This is a genomic window from Cutibacterium sp. LaCa_89, from assembly GCF_058177555.1.
The window spans coordinates 2,402,283-2,417,697 of record NZ_CP190889.1; the positions used below are offsets into that span (position 1 = coordinate 2,402,283).

The 15,415-nt window shown below is 63.7% G+C and carries 11 protein-coding genes and 2 pseudogenes; 9 read left to right on the plus strand and 4 right to left on the minus strand.

What is annotated here, in order from left to right:
* Nucleotides 1–4: 4 nt before the first annotated feature.
* Nucleotides 5–1,306 carry an ISL3 family transposase gene (locus tag ACP8LP_RS11055; RefSeq protein WP_221268287.1) on the minus strand — a complete coding sequence of 434 codons (1,302 nt, stop codon included), beginning with the start codon at nt 1,304–1,306 and terminating at the stop codon, nt 5–7.
* Nucleotides 1,307–1,602: 296 nt separating this feature from the next.
* Between ACP8LP_RS11055 and ACP8LP_RS11060 the strand changes: the two are divergent.
* Nucleotides 1,603–2,382: pseudogene (locus tag ACP8LP_RS11060) on the plus strand (ISL3 family transposase); the annotation flags it as partial.
* Here the strand turns inward: ACP8LP_RS11060 and ACP8LP_RS11065 are convergent.
* Nucleotides 2,377–3,369: pseudogene (locus ACP8LP_RS11065) on the minus strand (IS481 family transposase). The pseudogenes ACP8LP_RS11060 and ACP8LP_RS11065 sit on opposite strands and share 6 nt — an antisense overlap.
* Before the next feature lie 139 nt (nt 3,370–3,508).
* Nucleotides 3,509–3,853, minus strand: a complete 345-nt coding sequence (locus tag ACP8LP_RS11070) for an ArsR/SmtB family transcription factor (protein ID WP_063279923.1) — start codon at nt 3,851–3,853, stop codon at nt 3,509–3,511.
* Between the two features lie 95 nt (nt 3,854–3,948).
* Here ACP8LP_RS11070 and arsD point away from each other — a divergent pair, with 95 nt between their 5' ends.
* The 8 genes from arsD (at nt 3,949) to ACP8LP_RS11110 (ending at nt 13,537) form a co-directional block, all read left to right on the plus strand.
* On the plus strand, nt 3,949–4,359 hold the full coding sequence (gene arsD, locus ACP8LP_RS11075; RefSeq protein ID WP_334355112.1) for an arsenite efflux transporter metallochaperone ArsD: 411 nt from the start codon (nt 3,949–3,951) through the stop codon (nt 4,357–4,359).
* A 26-nt stretch (nt 4,360–4,385) separates the two neighbouring features.
* Nucleotides 4,386–6,155, plus strand: a complete 1,770-nt coding sequence (gene arsA / locus ACP8LP_RS11080) for an arsenical pump-driving ATPase (RefSeq protein WP_334355113.1) — start codon at nt 4,386–4,388, stop codon at nt 6,153–6,155.
* A gap of 185 nt (nt 6,156–6,340) precedes the next feature.
* Entirely contained in the window at nt 6,341–6,895 is a 555-nt protein-coding gene (locus ACP8LP_RS11085) for a hypothetical protein (RefSeq protein WP_202711827.1), read from the plus strand.
* Nucleotides 6,896–7,222: 327 nt separating this feature from the next.
* Entirely contained in the window at nt 7,223–8,347 is a 1,125-nt protein-coding gene (locus tag ACP8LP_RS11090; protein WP_334355028.1) for an alpha/beta hydrolase, read from the plus strand.
* A 189-nt stretch (nt 8,348–8,536) separates the two neighbouring features.
* Nucleotides 8,537–10,030, plus strand: a complete 1,494-nt coding sequence (locus tag ACP8LP_RS11095; RefSeq protein ID WP_063279621.1) for a polysaccharide deacetylase family protein — start codon at nt 8,537–8,539, stop codon at nt 10,028–10,030.
* Nucleotides 10,027–10,893, plus strand: a complete 867-nt coding sequence (locus ACP8LP_RS11100) for a TIGR03943 family putative permease subunit (RefSeq protein ID WP_063279622.1) — start codon at nt 10,027–10,029, stop codon at nt 10,891–10,893. Before ACP8LP_RS11095 ends, ACP8LP_RS11100 begins: the two co-directional genes overlap by 4 nt.
* Nucleotides 10,890–11,822 carry a permease gene (locus ACP8LP_RS11105; protein WP_334355027.1) on the plus strand — a complete coding sequence of 311 codons (933 nt, stop codon included), beginning with the start codon at nt 10,890–10,892 and terminating at the stop codon, nt 11,820–11,822. The genes ACP8LP_RS11100 and ACP8LP_RS11105 overlap by 4 nt, the downstream gene beginning before the upstream one ends.
* 155 nt (nt 11,823–11,977) lie before the next feature.
* Entirely contained in the window at nt 11,978–13,537 is a 1,560-nt protein-coding gene (locus ACP8LP_RS11110) for a polysaccharide deacetylase family protein (protein WP_016666368.1), read from the plus strand.
* A gap of 54 nt (nt 13,538–13,591) precedes the next feature.
* On the opposite strand, the gene murJ is transcribed toward ACP8LP_RS11110, so the two are convergent.
* The gene (murJ, locus tag ACP8LP_RS11115; protein ID WP_016666369.1) at nt 13,592–15,412 is read right to left on the minus strand and encodes a murein biosynthesis integral membrane protein MurJ; all 1,821 of its coding nucleotides are present in this window, start codon (nt 15,410–15,412) and stop codon (nt 13,592–13,594) included.
* Between the last annotated feature and the right edge of the window lie 3 nt (nt 15,413–15,415).

Sequence of the window (15,415 nt, forward strand, 5' to 3'; positions counted from 1 at the left end):
CCAATCATCGGTGGAAGGCGGGTCTGAAACCGCCGGTGTCGAGTATCGCCCTTCGGATGTAGTTGGTCAGGTTACGGAACCCGAGAGCGGTCCCGCGGAGGTGCTCGAGCCGTCCGTTGATCGCTTCGGTAGGGCCGTTGCTGGTGCCGGGATGATCGAAGAACGCCAGGACGTCGCTGCGGCGCTTGTTGAGCGTCCTGCCAAGTCTTGCCAACTCGGGCAGAGCCTTGGGGACCCCGTGGGCCAGCGACTCGATGATGCGGGCGAGCGAGGCCTTCCCGGCTGTGGCGTCCTTGCTCCGGTAAGCCGAGACCAGCTGCTGATAGACGCTCCATGTCACCTCGACGCCGACGTGATCATCGCAGGCGAACAGGTCCTCGAGTCGCTCGATCTGTCGTGGTCGGAGCAGATCCAAGCCGGTATGGAGTAGCCGCCGGGCCTGATAGAGCGCATCATGGTTGCGGCCGCGATGCCCATGGACTTCCTGCTGGACCCGCTGTCGGGTCGCGTCCAAAGCGTCTGCGGCGAGCTTGACGACATGGAAAGGGTCCATGACCGTGACCGCATCAGGGATCGCCTCAGCGGCCGCGGTCTTGAACCCAGTAAAGCCGTCCATCGCCACGATCTCGACTCCTTGACGGAAGTCTTGGGACTGCTGATCGAGCCAAGTCCTGAACACTGCCTTGGAGCGCCCGGGAATCATCGCGAGCAGCCGGGACGAACCGCTGCCATCGCGGACCGGTGTGAGGTCGATGATGACCGTGACGTACTTGTCGCCCAGCCGAGTGTGGCGCCAGACATGCTCATCAACACCCAGGACTTCGATCCCGTTCAGACGGCCAGGATGCTCAATGAGCAACTGCTGCCCGGCGTCGAGGATCGCGGTGTTCGCGGTGTCCCAAGCGACCCCGAGCGCCGCCGCTATCCGCGAGATAGAGAGCCGATCCACCACCAGTGCTTCCAGCCCCCAGCAGACCGCGGCACGAGTCATCTTGGCTCGCGGCCCAGCAGCCAACTCCAGGTCGTGACGCCAACAGCAACCACACCCGCGACAGCGATACCTGGGCAGGCGAACCAGCAGCATCGTGGGGCGCCAACCCAACGGAATATGCGCCAACCAACGGTCCACGACCCCATGCCGAACACCCCGACATCCGCAGCGATGGCACCAACTGTCGTCGCTAATCGGGACACACTCAATCACAGCACGACCAGCCTCGAGACGGAGCCCGATCGCCTCCAAGCCGAGGTCGGCCAAGCCGAGGAAGGTAGTCAGATCCGGACGACAGAAGGTAGCGTTGAACACATCGAGGCTCTCGGTATGGACGGGGTAGGAACCTCCATCATCGAGGGCCTCGACCCCTGCCTACAACCTCACCACCCACCGTTCACTGGGATGAGCCGGTTTGTTGGGTGATTTCACGGGTGAGGGCTTGACCGAGGAGGCTGCTCGAGCAAGCGTACGATCCCAGCCTAAAAAGGGCTCTTCCCAGATGAGGGTGTAGCGCACGTCGCGCGGCGGGCCGGCGCGTCGGTGGCCGGATAGAGGTCGAGGTCCCTGAGGATGAGAGCTCTTACACACTCAGCCCGAAAGACCTCGACGTGCACGACGCTACCGTCGGCGGACGCGCTGATGCGTTGGCCAGCCCCGACCTGACTGTCTTCTGCCGCCTCGACGAACTCGGCCTCGTTGTCACCGGGCAGCGACTCGAGCCGGATCGTGCCGTATTGGCCTGCCAGGTGGTCCAGCCCGACTAGTGGTGCCGGCGCTGCGGCTGCGAAGAAAGACCACGTGACACCGTGGTCCGACGGCTTGCCCACGAACCACTGGGCTGGCAGCCCACGACGCTGGAGGTCGTCGTGCGCCGTTACCGCTGCAGCGGCTGCGGGTATGTGTGGCGCCAGGACACCACCGCCGCGGCCGAGTCCCGGGCCACGTTGTCTCGGCGCGCTCTGCGGTGGGCGCTGGAAAAGATCGTGGTCCAGCACCTGAGCGTGGCTCGGGTCGCCGAGGGGCTCGCGGTGGCCTGGGACACCGCCAACGACGCCGTTCTGGCCGAGAGCAAGCGGGTACTGATCGACCAGGAGCACCGCTTCGAGAAGGTGAAGGTCGTCAGGGTCGATGAGCACGTGTGGCACCACACCCGTCGCGGCGACAGGTACATCACCATGATCATCGACCTCACCCCAGCACGAGATGACACCGGCCCCGCCCGGCTGCTGGACATGGTCGAAAAACGCTCCAAGCAGGCGTTCAAGACCTGGCTGGCCGACCGCCCGCAGCAGTGGCGCGACGGCGTGGAAGTGGTCGCGATGGACGGCTTCACCGGGTTCAAGACCGCCGCCGTCGAGGAACTGCCCGACGTGGTGACCGTGCTAGATGTAATCGCCGGACAGGTTAGGTACGCGGTCGGCGGGTGATGTGCCTTTGAGCGCGGTGTGCCCGCGGTGGTGATTGTAGTGGTGCAGCCAGCCGGGGAGTTCGGCCAGGCGGTCGGTCTCGCTGGCGTAGGGCCGTGCGTAGGCCCACTCGGCGACCAGGGTCCTGTTGAACCGCTCGACCCTGCCGTTGGTCTTGGGCGTGTAGGGCCGGGTGTACTTGTGCGTGATGTGGGTGTCTTTGAGTGCCTTGTTGAAGACTTTGGACCGGCAGCAGGAGCCGTTGTCGGTCAGGACCCGCTTGACGGTGATGGCCTGGCTGGCGAACCAGGCCTGGGCCCTGGTCCACAACCCGGCGGCGGTGTCCTTGCGCTCATCGCTGAGGACCTCGACGTAGGCCAGGCAGGAGTGGTCGTCGACGGCGTTGTAGATGTAGTGATACCCACCCCCGCTGGCGGATCAGCCACGGTTGCGTACTCCTTGGGCGCGTCCGACCATGCGGTGGCCGCCGCCGTCGGGGATCCGGCCCAGCTTCTTGATGTCGACGTGGACCAGCCAACCGGGGGTGTCGTGTTCGTAGCGGACGGGTGTGGGCTGGGCGCGTAGCCGGGCGCCGGTGGCCTTGTCGATCCAGGTCAGGGGTGGGCATCCGTAGCGTTGCAGGATCTTGCCGACAGTCGAGACGCTGAGGTGCTGGTGGCGTAGGTGGTAGGCGATGCGTGCTGGGCCCCACTGGTGGGTGATGGGCAATCCCACCACCCATCGTTGCGTGCGACGGCAGACCCGTCGGGGCTGGTGGTGGGGTCGGCTGGAGTGATCACGCATTCCGGCCGGCCCGTGGGCGCGGTAGCGCTGTGCCCAGCGTTGGGCCGTGGTGACGCTAACGTTGAAGCGTTCGGCGGCCCGACGCAGGGAACCGCCATCCTCGACAATGCAGCAGGCCAGGCGCAAACGTCCGGTTTCGGACAACGGGGCATTACGGTGGGTCATGAGGGCCTCTTGGGAGTCGTGCTTTGTGTGGTAGCAACACACTCCACCCACAGGCCCTCGCCCGTGTCCAGCCACAGCTGTCTCTGACCAGCCCGATGTACCTAACCTGTATGGTGGTTACACCTAGCCGGGAGCCGAATCAGGGAAGATCAGCCAGAAAGGCACGAAAGGCGTGCAACCCCTCTGGCCGCACCGTGAAATGAGCCCAGCGTCCCCGCATTTCCTTGTCGACGAGACCTGCTTCCACGAGTTTCTTGAGGTGGTGGGACAGCGTCGGTTGACTCACTCCGAACAGGCCGTCGAGATGGCAGGCGCACACACTGGTGCCACTGTTCGCCGCGATGTGATGGAAGATGCGCAACCGCACCGGATCCGACAACGCCTTTGCAACGACGGAGAGTTCCTCGGCACGCGCCACTGGCAGAGGTGACGAGTCGGGCTCGCACTCATCGTCCGGCAGCACAACTGGAAGCGTCGTCTTCATGCCGGTGATTCTACCGTCGCCATATTGACGCTCATCAATACGGCCTCCTACTATCAACGTATAGACGCTCATCAATGTGATCGCAGGAGGTCCAGATGTCCACCATCCGTGTCTACGAGCCCGCACTGTGTTGCAACACCGGGGTATGCGGCGCCGATGTCGACCAGGAACTCGTGACCTTCACCGCCGATGTCAACGCCCTCCAGGCGCAGGGAATCGACGTGCAGCGAGCCAACCTCGCCACCGACCCAACTCGGTTCACTGAAAACCCAGTCGTCGTCACTTTCCTCCAGACCGCAGGTTCCGAGGCCCTTCCCCTCACCCTCGTCGACGACGTCACTGTCCTCACCGGTCGTCACCCCAGCCGCGACGAGATGCTGCGCTGGGCCGGCCACACTGACAACTCGCCACATGTCGAGCTTCCCGTCATTGAGGACTGCTGCTCCGATCACAGCGCATCCACGTCCTGCTGCGGGGATTCCCAGCGGTCTTCCGGTTGCTGCTGACCGCGCCAGAACGTCAGGAGGTCACGATGGTCCAGTTCCTCGACGATGCCCCTCGTCACATCTTCTTCACCGGGAAGGGCGGGGTGGGAAAGACGAGCGTCGCGTGTGCCACCGCGGTCGAACTAACACGCCGCGGCAAACGAGTCCTCCTCGTCAGCACCGACCCTGCCAGCAATGTCGGTCACGTCTTTGGCCAGACGATCGGCAACCGCATCACCCCGATCGACACCGTCGCCCAACTGGACGCCCTTGAGATTGATCCGGAGCAGGCGGCCGAGGCCTACCGCAATCGGATCATTGACCCGGTGCGCGCCATTCTTCCCGCCAGCGAGATCGCCACGATCACCGAACAGCTCTCCGGGTCATGCACTGTCGAGATCGCGTCGTTTAACGAGTTCACCAACCTGCTGGCTGATCCGTCTCGTACCGCCGGCTACGACCACGTCATCTTCGACACCGCACCCACCGGCCACACCATCCGCCTCCTCCAGCTACCCGGCGACTGGACCGCCTACCTCGATGCCGGCAAGGGCGATGCCTCCTGCCTGGGCCCGATGTCTGGTCTGGACAAGAGCAAAAACACCTACCGAGCTGCAGTCGAGGCCCTCACGGACCCCGATGTCACCCGACTCGTTCTCGTGGCACGGGCCCAGCCGTCGAGCCTGCACGAAATGAACCGCACTCTCACAGAGCTCACCGAGACCGGCATCCACGCTTCTCACCTCGTCATCAACGGTCTTCTCCCCCATGCCGACGACGCCGATCCCCTCCACCGCGCCATTGAGGAACGCGAACACGCGGCCCTGGAGGCCATGCCAGCCGACCTCGCTGCCCTTCGACGCGACGACATACCCCTCAAGGCGACGACCATGATCGGCGTCGATGCCCTGTCCCACATGTTTGCCGGGGACGAGGCAGATCACCGTGACGATGACGTCATCGTCGACCTGCCCGAACAGCCAAGTCTCAACCAACTTATCGACGATCTCGCCGACCAGGATCACGGCCTCGTCATGACGATGGGCAAGGGCGGTGTCGGAAAGACGACAATCGCTGCCGCCATCGCGACGGAACTGGCTCGCCGCGGGAAGAAGGTGCTTCTCACGACGAGTGATCCGGCAACTCACCTTGCCGCGACACTGGATGGAGAGGGGGCTGGCTTGACGGTTGACTCCATTGACCCCGAAAGGGCCACGCAGGCCTATCGCGAGCGCGTCATGACGGCCCGAGGAAGCGGTCTTGACGAGGCGGGCCGGGCCGCGCTTGCCGAGGACCTACGCAGCCCCTGTACCGAGGAAATAGCGGTGTTCCAGGAGTTCAGCCACGCCGTCAACACGGCTCGTCATCAGTTCGTCATCATGGACACCGCCCCAACCGGCCACACCCTTCTCCTCATGGACGCCACCGGCTCGTACCACCGGGATGTCCTGCGTCACATGGATGCCACGCAACGTCTCCATGCGACGACCCCACTCATGTGCCTGCAGGATCCCGAGCACACCAAGATCATCATCGTCACCCTGCCCGACACCACGCCGGTCCTCGAGGCGACGGCACTCGTGACGGACCTTGCCCGCGCCGACATCCACCCTTGGGCGTGGGTCGTCAACAACTCGCTGGCAGCCTCCCACCCCACAAGCGCCCTCCTGGGACGTCGAGCCCGAGACGAAGTGGCCCAGATTGAGAACGTGACCGCACAGGCCGCCCGCTGGGCTGTCGTACCAGCCCTCGCCAGCGAACCCATTGGCCAGGCACACCTTGCGGCTCTCGTTTCAGGGTCGGAGGATCCTTCCTGACGGCCACTTGTCCAGGCTCTCCACCCATCTCGATGCCCATTCGTTTCCCCTCCTCAGACGAAAGTGCAACAACCTCGCCGCGCAGTGGACCGACTGGGGCGTGACTTCTTACCCTTTTTGGTGTCAGCCGGACTCAGCCGGCACGTGCACCCCACCAGGTGCCGACCAACGCAAGGAGGACACCCATGATCAAGAATCGCCTCGTCGCCGCTAGCGCAGCTGCCGCCCTCGCCACCGGAACCGCTCTCATGGCCGTCCCGGCCCACGCGGCCGACGCCACCCCCGCCCCGACCCCTGCTCCGTCCGCCCCCGCCATCGACACCTCGAAGCTGCCGATCCAGATCGACTTCGACTGCCTCAAGAACAACGCCCACGAGCGCCACCAGACCGAGATCAAGATCGCCAAGATCCTCATCGAGAATGGCACCGCCAAGACCAAGGCCGTGGCCGTCGACTCCGCCAAGGAGATCGTCAGCACCGTTCTGAAGAACCCGGCCCTGCTGACCGACAAGACCGCCCTTGTCAAGAAGGTCGTCAAGATCGTTGCTGACAATGCGCGCAAGGCCTTCGGCGACACCTCCGACCTTGGTGATCTGAAGCCGCTGGCTCAGGAGATCGTCGCCAACCTCAAGAAGGCCAAGGTCTGCTTCACCATCAACCTGCCCGGCAAGACCAAGCACGTCGGCCACCTCGGTGACATCCAGACCGCTGCCTGGGTTCCCGCCAACCAGGTGCGCTGAATCCAAACTGTGAATAACTTGAGCCAGGCAACCGTGTGACTCATGTCGCCTGGCGTAGATGGGGTTGCAGGATGATCCTGCAGCCCCATCTGGTCACATCATCACCCGTTGCCATCAACAATTTCGTCACCACGATCCACCATCCCCGCCCACCAAGAGCTCAACCGTCCAGCGTCCGCACGGTTGTGCATGAGCCACGTTCACCTCGCGGCTATCTGACCAACTCCAGAGGTGCACACGTTCACAAGCCTGACGAATCAGCCTGCACTCCCCTAGTCTCAAGCCATTAGCAGCGCCGCTAGCACTTCACAGCAAAGGAGCTTGGCCATGACCTTCACAAAGAAAATGAGCGCAATGGCCATCGCCGGCACGATGGCCATCACCGGAATCTCCATGGCGGCCTCTCCCGCTTTTGCTTCCGGTAACGCCCCGGCACCGGCCGCCGCAGTCTCCGCCCAGCCCAAGGTGATCACCGGATACGTCACCAGCACCGACCACTGGGGCACCAAGCTCTTCTTCCGAAAGAACATCGTCCCGAACGCCAAGGGAGCCGTCGTCATCGTCCATGGCGCCGCTGAGCACTCTGGCCGTTACGACTACCTGGCCAAGCGCCTCAATGACGCCGGCTACTCGACCTACCGCTTCGACCACCGCGGACACGGACGCAGCGCTCGTCCCTACGTGGACAACACCATCCCGCGCGGCAACATCGACGACTGGCACAACCTCGTCAATGACGTCCACCAGTTCGTCAACACTGCCCACCAGGAGAACCAGGGCAAGAAGGTCTTCCTCTTCGGCCACTCGATGGGTGGTTTCGCCGTGCAGTCCTACGGTGCCAAGTACCCGGGAACCGTTGACGGCATCGTGAGCAACGGTGGCGGCATCGCCGTCAACCCGTGGGGTGAGGACACCGAGAAGCCCGAGATCATCACAGCTCACGACCTCACCGAGGCCGAGAAGAACGCCGACCCGACCATCAGTCAGAAGCTGCCCATGGAGAAACTCACCAGCTTCAACGGCGTCCTGCTGACCCAGGCCGTGCGCAATCCGAAGGCGATCCACCTGCCCTCCACGACCGCTGAAGCCTTCATCCAGTTCAAGAACCCGCTGTCGGGCGGTGTCTGCACCGATCCTGCCGTCGTCGAGGACTACAAGAAGGATCCGTACAACAACAAGTACATGAGCCTCGGCATGGTCAAGCAGATGGGCGTGGCCCAGACCTACAACGCCTTCAACGCTCCGTCCTTCACCGAGCCGACCCTCATCATGCACGGCGCAAACGACGGCATCGTCCCAGCCTACTTCGACACCAACTGGTACAACGCCATTGGATCCACCGACAAGAAGGTCATCCAGTGGAAGGGCCTGATGCACGAGACCATCAACGAGCCGGTCAAGGATCAGGTCATCGACACGGCCATCAACTGGATTGCCGCCCACAACAGGTGACCTTCATCCTGTGATTTCCTGACAGCGGTTGGGGCCGGAACAAGACCGACCCAACCGCTGTCTCCGTGCAGCCCGTATGTTAGTGACGGATCACCCTCACAGTGGCGTCACAGCGCAGTCTGACCCTTTTCCCCACGACACGGCAAGCCCATTTTCGGGGACCCGAACATACGCTGTAAGGTCTCCCTCATGTTGCTGAAGCCTTCCCTTACTCAGAGAGTCGCTGCCGTCGCACTCACGGCATGCCTGACCCTGAGTGCCTGCTCCTCGAACGATGGGCCCAAGGACTCTGCCCAGTCAGGAGGATCCCCGAGCTCCGGCTCGGTCGACGCCACCTTGACGAAGATCCCCGCAGCGCGTGCCGGCGCAACTGACATCACCTTCAAGGCCGCCCCGGAGAAGGTCAGGGCCACCTACCCCCGCTTCGCTAAGGCACGGAACCTCAGCATGGCGGTCGAGGTCATCAAGGGCCGTATGCTGCGCGATTCCTGGCAGCAGGACGCCTCCGACGTCAACGTCACCTCCCAGATCATCGCCTCCAGCGACGCCGTTCTCGGGGTTCTGGTGACCAACACGACCACCGTCAAGGGGAAGAAGCAGACGATCCCGGCGACCGTCTGGTACTCCACGGCGGCGAAGCAGTCGTACTCCTCCCCAGCCCTCGTCAAGGCGGACCAGTGGGCCAACCTGACGACGGCCCTGCAGAATGCTGGCAAGGACAAGTCCCTCGACGGCGGCAAGATCGCCGCGGCCGCCAAGGCCAAGTCCGCCCCGTACGGCAACGGCCCCGCCCTCGGCTTCGACCATGACGGTGACCTCCTGGCCACCTTCGCCTCGGGCGTCCTCAGCGACCATCCCATCACCCTCGCCGTACCGTCTGACAAGGCCAGAGGAATGCTCAGCAGCTTCGGTACCCAGGCCCAAAAGGCATCGACGAATCCCGGCAAGTTCGCTGGGACGACGTCGCAGCCAGTCGACGAGTCCCTCAAGTCCACCGACACCTCGACTCGCCCCTCTACGGCCGTCGGCCCAGATTGTCGGGTACTGCACTGCGTCGCCGTCACCTACGACGACGGCCCCAGCGCGATGACCCCGGAGCTCCTCGACACCATCAAGAAGTTCAAGCTCTCGATCACCTTCTTCCAGATGGGCAACAGCATCAAGGCCTTCCCGGAAACTGCACAAAAGGTGGCCGCCGCTGGCATGGAGATCGGCAACCACACAGTGACCCACCCGAACCTTCCGGTGAAGACCCCGGACCGTATTCGTCGCGAGTTAGAGCACAACTCCCGGCTCATCAAGGAGTTCACGGGTGCCACCCCACTGCTCTTCCGTCCGCCTTACGGCGCCCACAACGACACCGTTGACGAGGTCGCCAAGGAGAACGGCATGGCGATCATGCAGTGGCAGATCGACAGCGAGGACTGGAAGAACCGTAACCCTGGCATGACGTACAAGAATGTCATGACGGCTCTGCCCTACACCGCACCCATCGTCCTCGAGCACGACATCCAGAAGGCATCGATTGACGCCGCCCCGCGGATCTACAAGGATCTGGAGGCCAAGGGCAAGACGATCGTCAGCGTCAGCGAGATCTCCCTCAACACCGGCGGCTACCAGGCTGGCCATGCCTACTGCAACGGCACGGTCAAGGAACAGAGCGGCTACAACTGCAAGGGATGAGAATCCGACCGGGAGCGCGCACGGCTGGGGAGGGCCTCGCCCTGCTAGCCTGTGCCGCGCTCGGATTCCAGTTGCTCATCAGTGGCCGGGTGCACCTCTTCGTGGGCACCATCATCACCACGTTGCTGTGGATCGCATGCCCCGTCCTGACGATCATGGGTTTGTGGACCCTCGCCCGGGCAGTGCGCCACCCGAACACTGCCGGGCACCACAGAAATCGGATCGGCATACTCATCGTCGCCCCCGTCGCGCTGGGGATGTTCGTCCCGCTGCAGCCGCTGTCCTTGCTGGGGGCCGCCAGTTACCGTCCGGCAGTCCGCAGTGCCAGCCCGTCCCCGGACCAAGACTTCTCGGACTCGTGGAACGACGGACCACCCAAGGCACCCAAATCGGTGTCCCCGATGGCCATCGATCCCAAGACCGGAAAAACCGTCGGCGGATACGACAACGGCGGCGACAACATCGGCTCGGACCGTAACGGTCCGATGGGCCCACCGCCACAGCACTGGCCTGCCCTCAAGGGCAATCCGGCCGAGCTCACAATCTATGACTACGTGCAACGGGCTGACGATTCTCGCGGCATCGCCACTCTCAAGGGCCGCAAGCTGACGATGATCGGCTTCGTCAGCGCCGCACCTGAGGACCCCGACCACGCCTGGGTCCTCGCCCGGCTCAAGATGTGGTGCTGCGTCGCCGACGCCCTGCCCTTCATGACGACGATGGTCGATGCCCCATCGCGTCCTACCGACGGCTCGTGGATCCGCGTCACCGGCACCTATCTGCCCAGTTCCGCCAACGGTGACACCCGCTTCAAGGTGGACCGCGTCGAGAAAATCCCCGTCCCGGAGAACCCCTACACATGAGCGAGCTGCCAGCCCAGGTCAACGCCTGGCTCGTCATTTTCATCGGTATCTGGCTGCAGGCGCTGCCCTTCCTGCTGCTGGGGACGATCATCTCGTCAGCCCTGACGGCCTTCCTCAAACCACACACCCTGGCTCGTTTCCTGCCACGCCGCACCGCCATGGCCGTTCCGGTCGCTGGTCTCGCCGGGATCGCTCTTCCTGCCTGTGAGTGCGCCTCCGTACCCACAACCAGATCCCTGGTGAGGGCAGGGGTCCCGACCGCCGCCGCGCTGACCTTCATGGTGGCCTCCCCCGCCATCAACCCAGTCGTCATCACCGCAACCGCGATTGCCTACACCGTCAACCCCAAGATGGCCCTGGCTCGATTCATGGCCGGGCTGCTGGCTGCCGTCCTCATCGGCCTGGGATGGATCTGGTTGGGACGACCGCTTCGCGGAGTCGACGACGGGTCAGCAGGATCAGCTGTGGAGGAAGCCTCCTGCGGAATCCATGGCCATGCCCCGGAACGTCGCACACTGTCGACGATGACCGAGACCTTCCGCAGCGAGTTGGCCCATGACTTCATCCAGTCGTGCGGATTCCTCGTTATCGGCGCCGCCATCGCCGCCACCGTCAAGGTCTTCGTCCCGACTGTCTGGATGCAGGCCCTGACGAGCAATGTCCTGCTCGAGGCTGCTGTGCTGAGCCTGTTGGCCGTCATCGTCGCACTGTGTTCGGAGGCCGACGCCTTCATGGCCGTCTCCCTGACGGGCTTCTCCCCCACCGCTCAGCTGGCCTTCCTGGCCATCGGGCCGGTCGTTGACGTCAAACTCATGGCGATGGAGGGTGGAGCCTTCGGAGCCGGGTTCCTGAGACGGTTCGTCCCCCTCGCAACATGCTGCTGCTTCCTCTCGGCACTCCTCGTCGGCACCTTGCTGTTCCCCGCCTGAGCGTCCTGCACTGATGCCCACCGCGGCCTTTTTCTATCGGGACACTGTGCACCAGGTGGCGCTATCAGCTGAGAATCCGAAGAACTCGCCCAGAATGTCAGGCGCGCCCGGCGTTGTGTTTCTGTCCCGCCTGAAGTCCGCCCTAATCTAGGAGCGTGAGTGCCTCCCCCCGTCGCTCGATTCGAGCCCTGGCCATCGCCTTGGTGGCCCTGTTCCCTCTTGGAGCCTGCTCTCACCATGACGGGACACCCGAGTCCTCGCCCTCGGACATCCGTTCCAGCCTGAAGTCCACCTCGGTCGCCACCGGAAACGTGTCCGGGGCGTCCACGACGGCGACGTCCTTGGAGAAACCGTCCGAGATCTCCGTCAAGGTGCCAACCATCACCAAGGCACGCAATCTCAGCCAGGCCATCGAGGTCGTCCGTGAGCGCACCCTGCGCGGAGCCGCGTGGCAGTCGGCGTCCAAGGTGACCATGACGGGCCACTTCACCTCGTCGACGACTGATCTGCTCGGAGTGGAACTCCAAGCTGAGATCACCAAGGACAACAAGACCTCCAAGGCAACGACGACCCTGTGGTACGACGCCACGATGAAGCAAACCCTGTCGGCCAGTGCTCTCATTTCCTGGCCCGATTGGCCAAAGTTCAGCCAGCAGGTCGTCAAGGTAGCCAAGGCTGACGGGCTCGACGCGAAGAAGGCAGAGGCCGCCCTTCAGGAGCCGCAGGCTCCCTACGGGACTGGGCCTGCCCTGTCCTTCGACAGCAGGGGAGACATGCTCGTCCGCTTCCCCGCCGGAGCCCTTGACGCAGTGCAGCGCACCGTCATGATCAACTCCAAGACGATCTCCCCGATGCTCAGCGGGCTCGGCCAGAAGGCGTTGGGAGCATCCCTGCACCCGACCCCCTTCACCGGCACGGCGTCCGCGGACGTGACCTGGTTCGCCAAGCTCAAGACCAGCCCGAAGCCGGCGGATTCCCCCAACACCAAACCCCTTCCGGGCGGCCCGGGCACCAAGTCGACCGGTAAGCCCACGCATCCTTCGACGGCGATCGGCGTCGACTGCATCGTCGAGAAGTGCGTCGCACTGACCTACGACGACGGCCCCGCCGACACCACGGACAAGGTCGCGAACAGCTTGTCGTCAGCGAAGGCGACAGCCACCTTCTTCCAACTGGGAACCAACGTCGACGCGCACCCGGACACCACCAAGCTCCTTGCCGGTTCAGGTTTTGAGGTCGGCAGCCACTCGACGAGCAACCAGACCCTGACGAAGCTCGGTCCCAAGGGAAGAGCCTCCGAGATCACTGACGCGGCAACCGTCCTCAGCAAGCTCACCGGTCGTCCGACGATGCTCTTCCGTCCTCCCTACGGCGCGCACAACGAGAACGTCGACGCAACCATGGCCAAGCACAATCTGGCAATGATCAACTGGACTGCAGACTCCAACGACTGGAAGGACCGCGACGCGGCCAGGATCATCAAGACCGTGACCGAATATGCGACCACGTACACCCAGCCGATCATCGTGCTTCACGACACGTATTCCTCGACGGCTGACGCCACCAGCGGCCTCATCGATGCCCTGCGCAAGAAGGGCATGACCCTCGTCACCGTCTCCGAGCTGACGGTCAACACCGGTGGCCTGGAGGCCGGAAAGACCTACTGCCGCGGCACTGCCGTCAACCAGAGCGGAATCGGCTGCGAAGCTTCCTGATCAAGGAAACCACGAACCCGGTCGATGCTCCCAGCCCGGTGCCCGTCGGGTCAGTCAGCCGCGCCGCGCCACCTTTCGGACCATGGGGCGCACCAGACCCATGACCTCGTCGATGCACAGCAGCTTCGCCATGACCAGGAAGATCGCGACGAAGAGCACCCCACCGACGAAGGTTCCACCGGCGTGCCCCATCCAGGCCCCGTTCCCGGCGGCGTCAATGGCGTGACCGGCGAAGAAGGTCGGCACGGCGGCGACCAGCGAGGCCACGATCAGCTTGATCCACAGCCGGTTGACCTTCCCCATGCCGAGGCCACCGAGCTGTCGTGATGCGACGAACAACCACGCCGTGGCTCCAACGGTGCTGGCGATGGTCTGGGCAGCAGCGACGACGAGGAGGGCGAACTCTGGGGGGAGGACGAACATCGTAACCAGCACCCCAAGCTGGGTGCCGGTGGTGATCGACTGCATGATGAGGTTGAGCTTGCCGTCCTCACGCGCGAAGCAGTAGCGCTGCTGGAGGGTTGCCACCCCAAATGGCAACAGGCCAAGGCCCATGATGGCAACGGCCCAGGCAAGGGCGTCGACCTGACCGTTCTTCAGGGAGAAGATCGTCTGAACGCCCGGACGAGCCAACGCCACCATGGCCAGGGAACACGGGATGATGGCCAGGGCTGGGGTCTCCAGGCCCTGACGCAGCAACTTCCTCATAGCGCTGTCATCGCCGTCGGCGTTGGCCCGGCTCATCCGCGGGAACAGAGCGGTGAGAATCGACGTCGTGATGAAGCTCTGCGGCAGCATGAAGATGAGGAAGGCGTTGTCGTAGGCACTGATCGACGACGACACCTCGGGGTGCACCAAGCGCACATGGGACAGCATCTTCTTCATGATGATGCCGGCGAGCTGGGCGATCACCAGTGCTGTAAAGGTCCACACTGTGATACGAGCGGCCGCTCCCAGCCCGTAGCCACGAACACCCCAGCGAGGCCGCCAGCGGAAACCACCGCGGTGCAACGGGATGATGAGGAACAACCCTTGAATGACGATGCCCAGGGTCGTCGTACCAGCCAGCACCCAGACCATCTCCGACGTCCAGGTGGCCGGATCCGGGTGAGCACCAAACTGCACCAAGAACCACACCAGACCAGCGATCTGCACCACATTCGCCAGCACCGGGCTCCACATGAACGCGGCGAACTGGTTACGCGCGTTGAGGACCTGCCCGAGGATCGCGTAAAGGCCGTAGAAGAAGATCTGCGGCATACAGATGAAGCCGAAGAAGACCGTCAGGTGACGAGTCGCCCCGCTGGAGGAGAAGTAGAGATCCAGCAGCCACGGCGAGGCCACAGTTGCCAACACCGTGACGACGAGGACCGACGCGAATGACACCGTCAGCAATCGGTCGACGAACTCCTGGCCACCGTCGGGCTGCTTCATCGCCTTGGTGATCTGCGGAATGAGGATGGCGTTGAGAACTCCTGCGCTGAGCAGGATGAACACCACATTCGGCAGTGTGTTGGCGGCCTGGAAGGCGTCAAGAGCCAGTGAGGTACCAGCGGCGATGACGGTGAGCAGGTAAGTACGCACGAATCCGAGGACTCGTGAGACCATCGTTCCGGCCGCCATCACCATGCTGGCGCGACGCAGCGACCCCTCGGCGGGGGCATTGCCGGTGGCAGGTCGAACCTGGGCGTCGATCCGAGGAATGGCCCGAGTGCGATCGACGTCCTCATCGGCGTCCAGATGGGTCAGCGCGCGGGTCGAGACATCGGCACCGAAGGTGACGGCGTCGATGTCGAGACTGTCGTAGACGTCGACCGGCGGGGCTGCCTCCGGAAGGTGGAGGAGGTCGTAAACGTCGTCGTGGGGTTTGGGCATCGT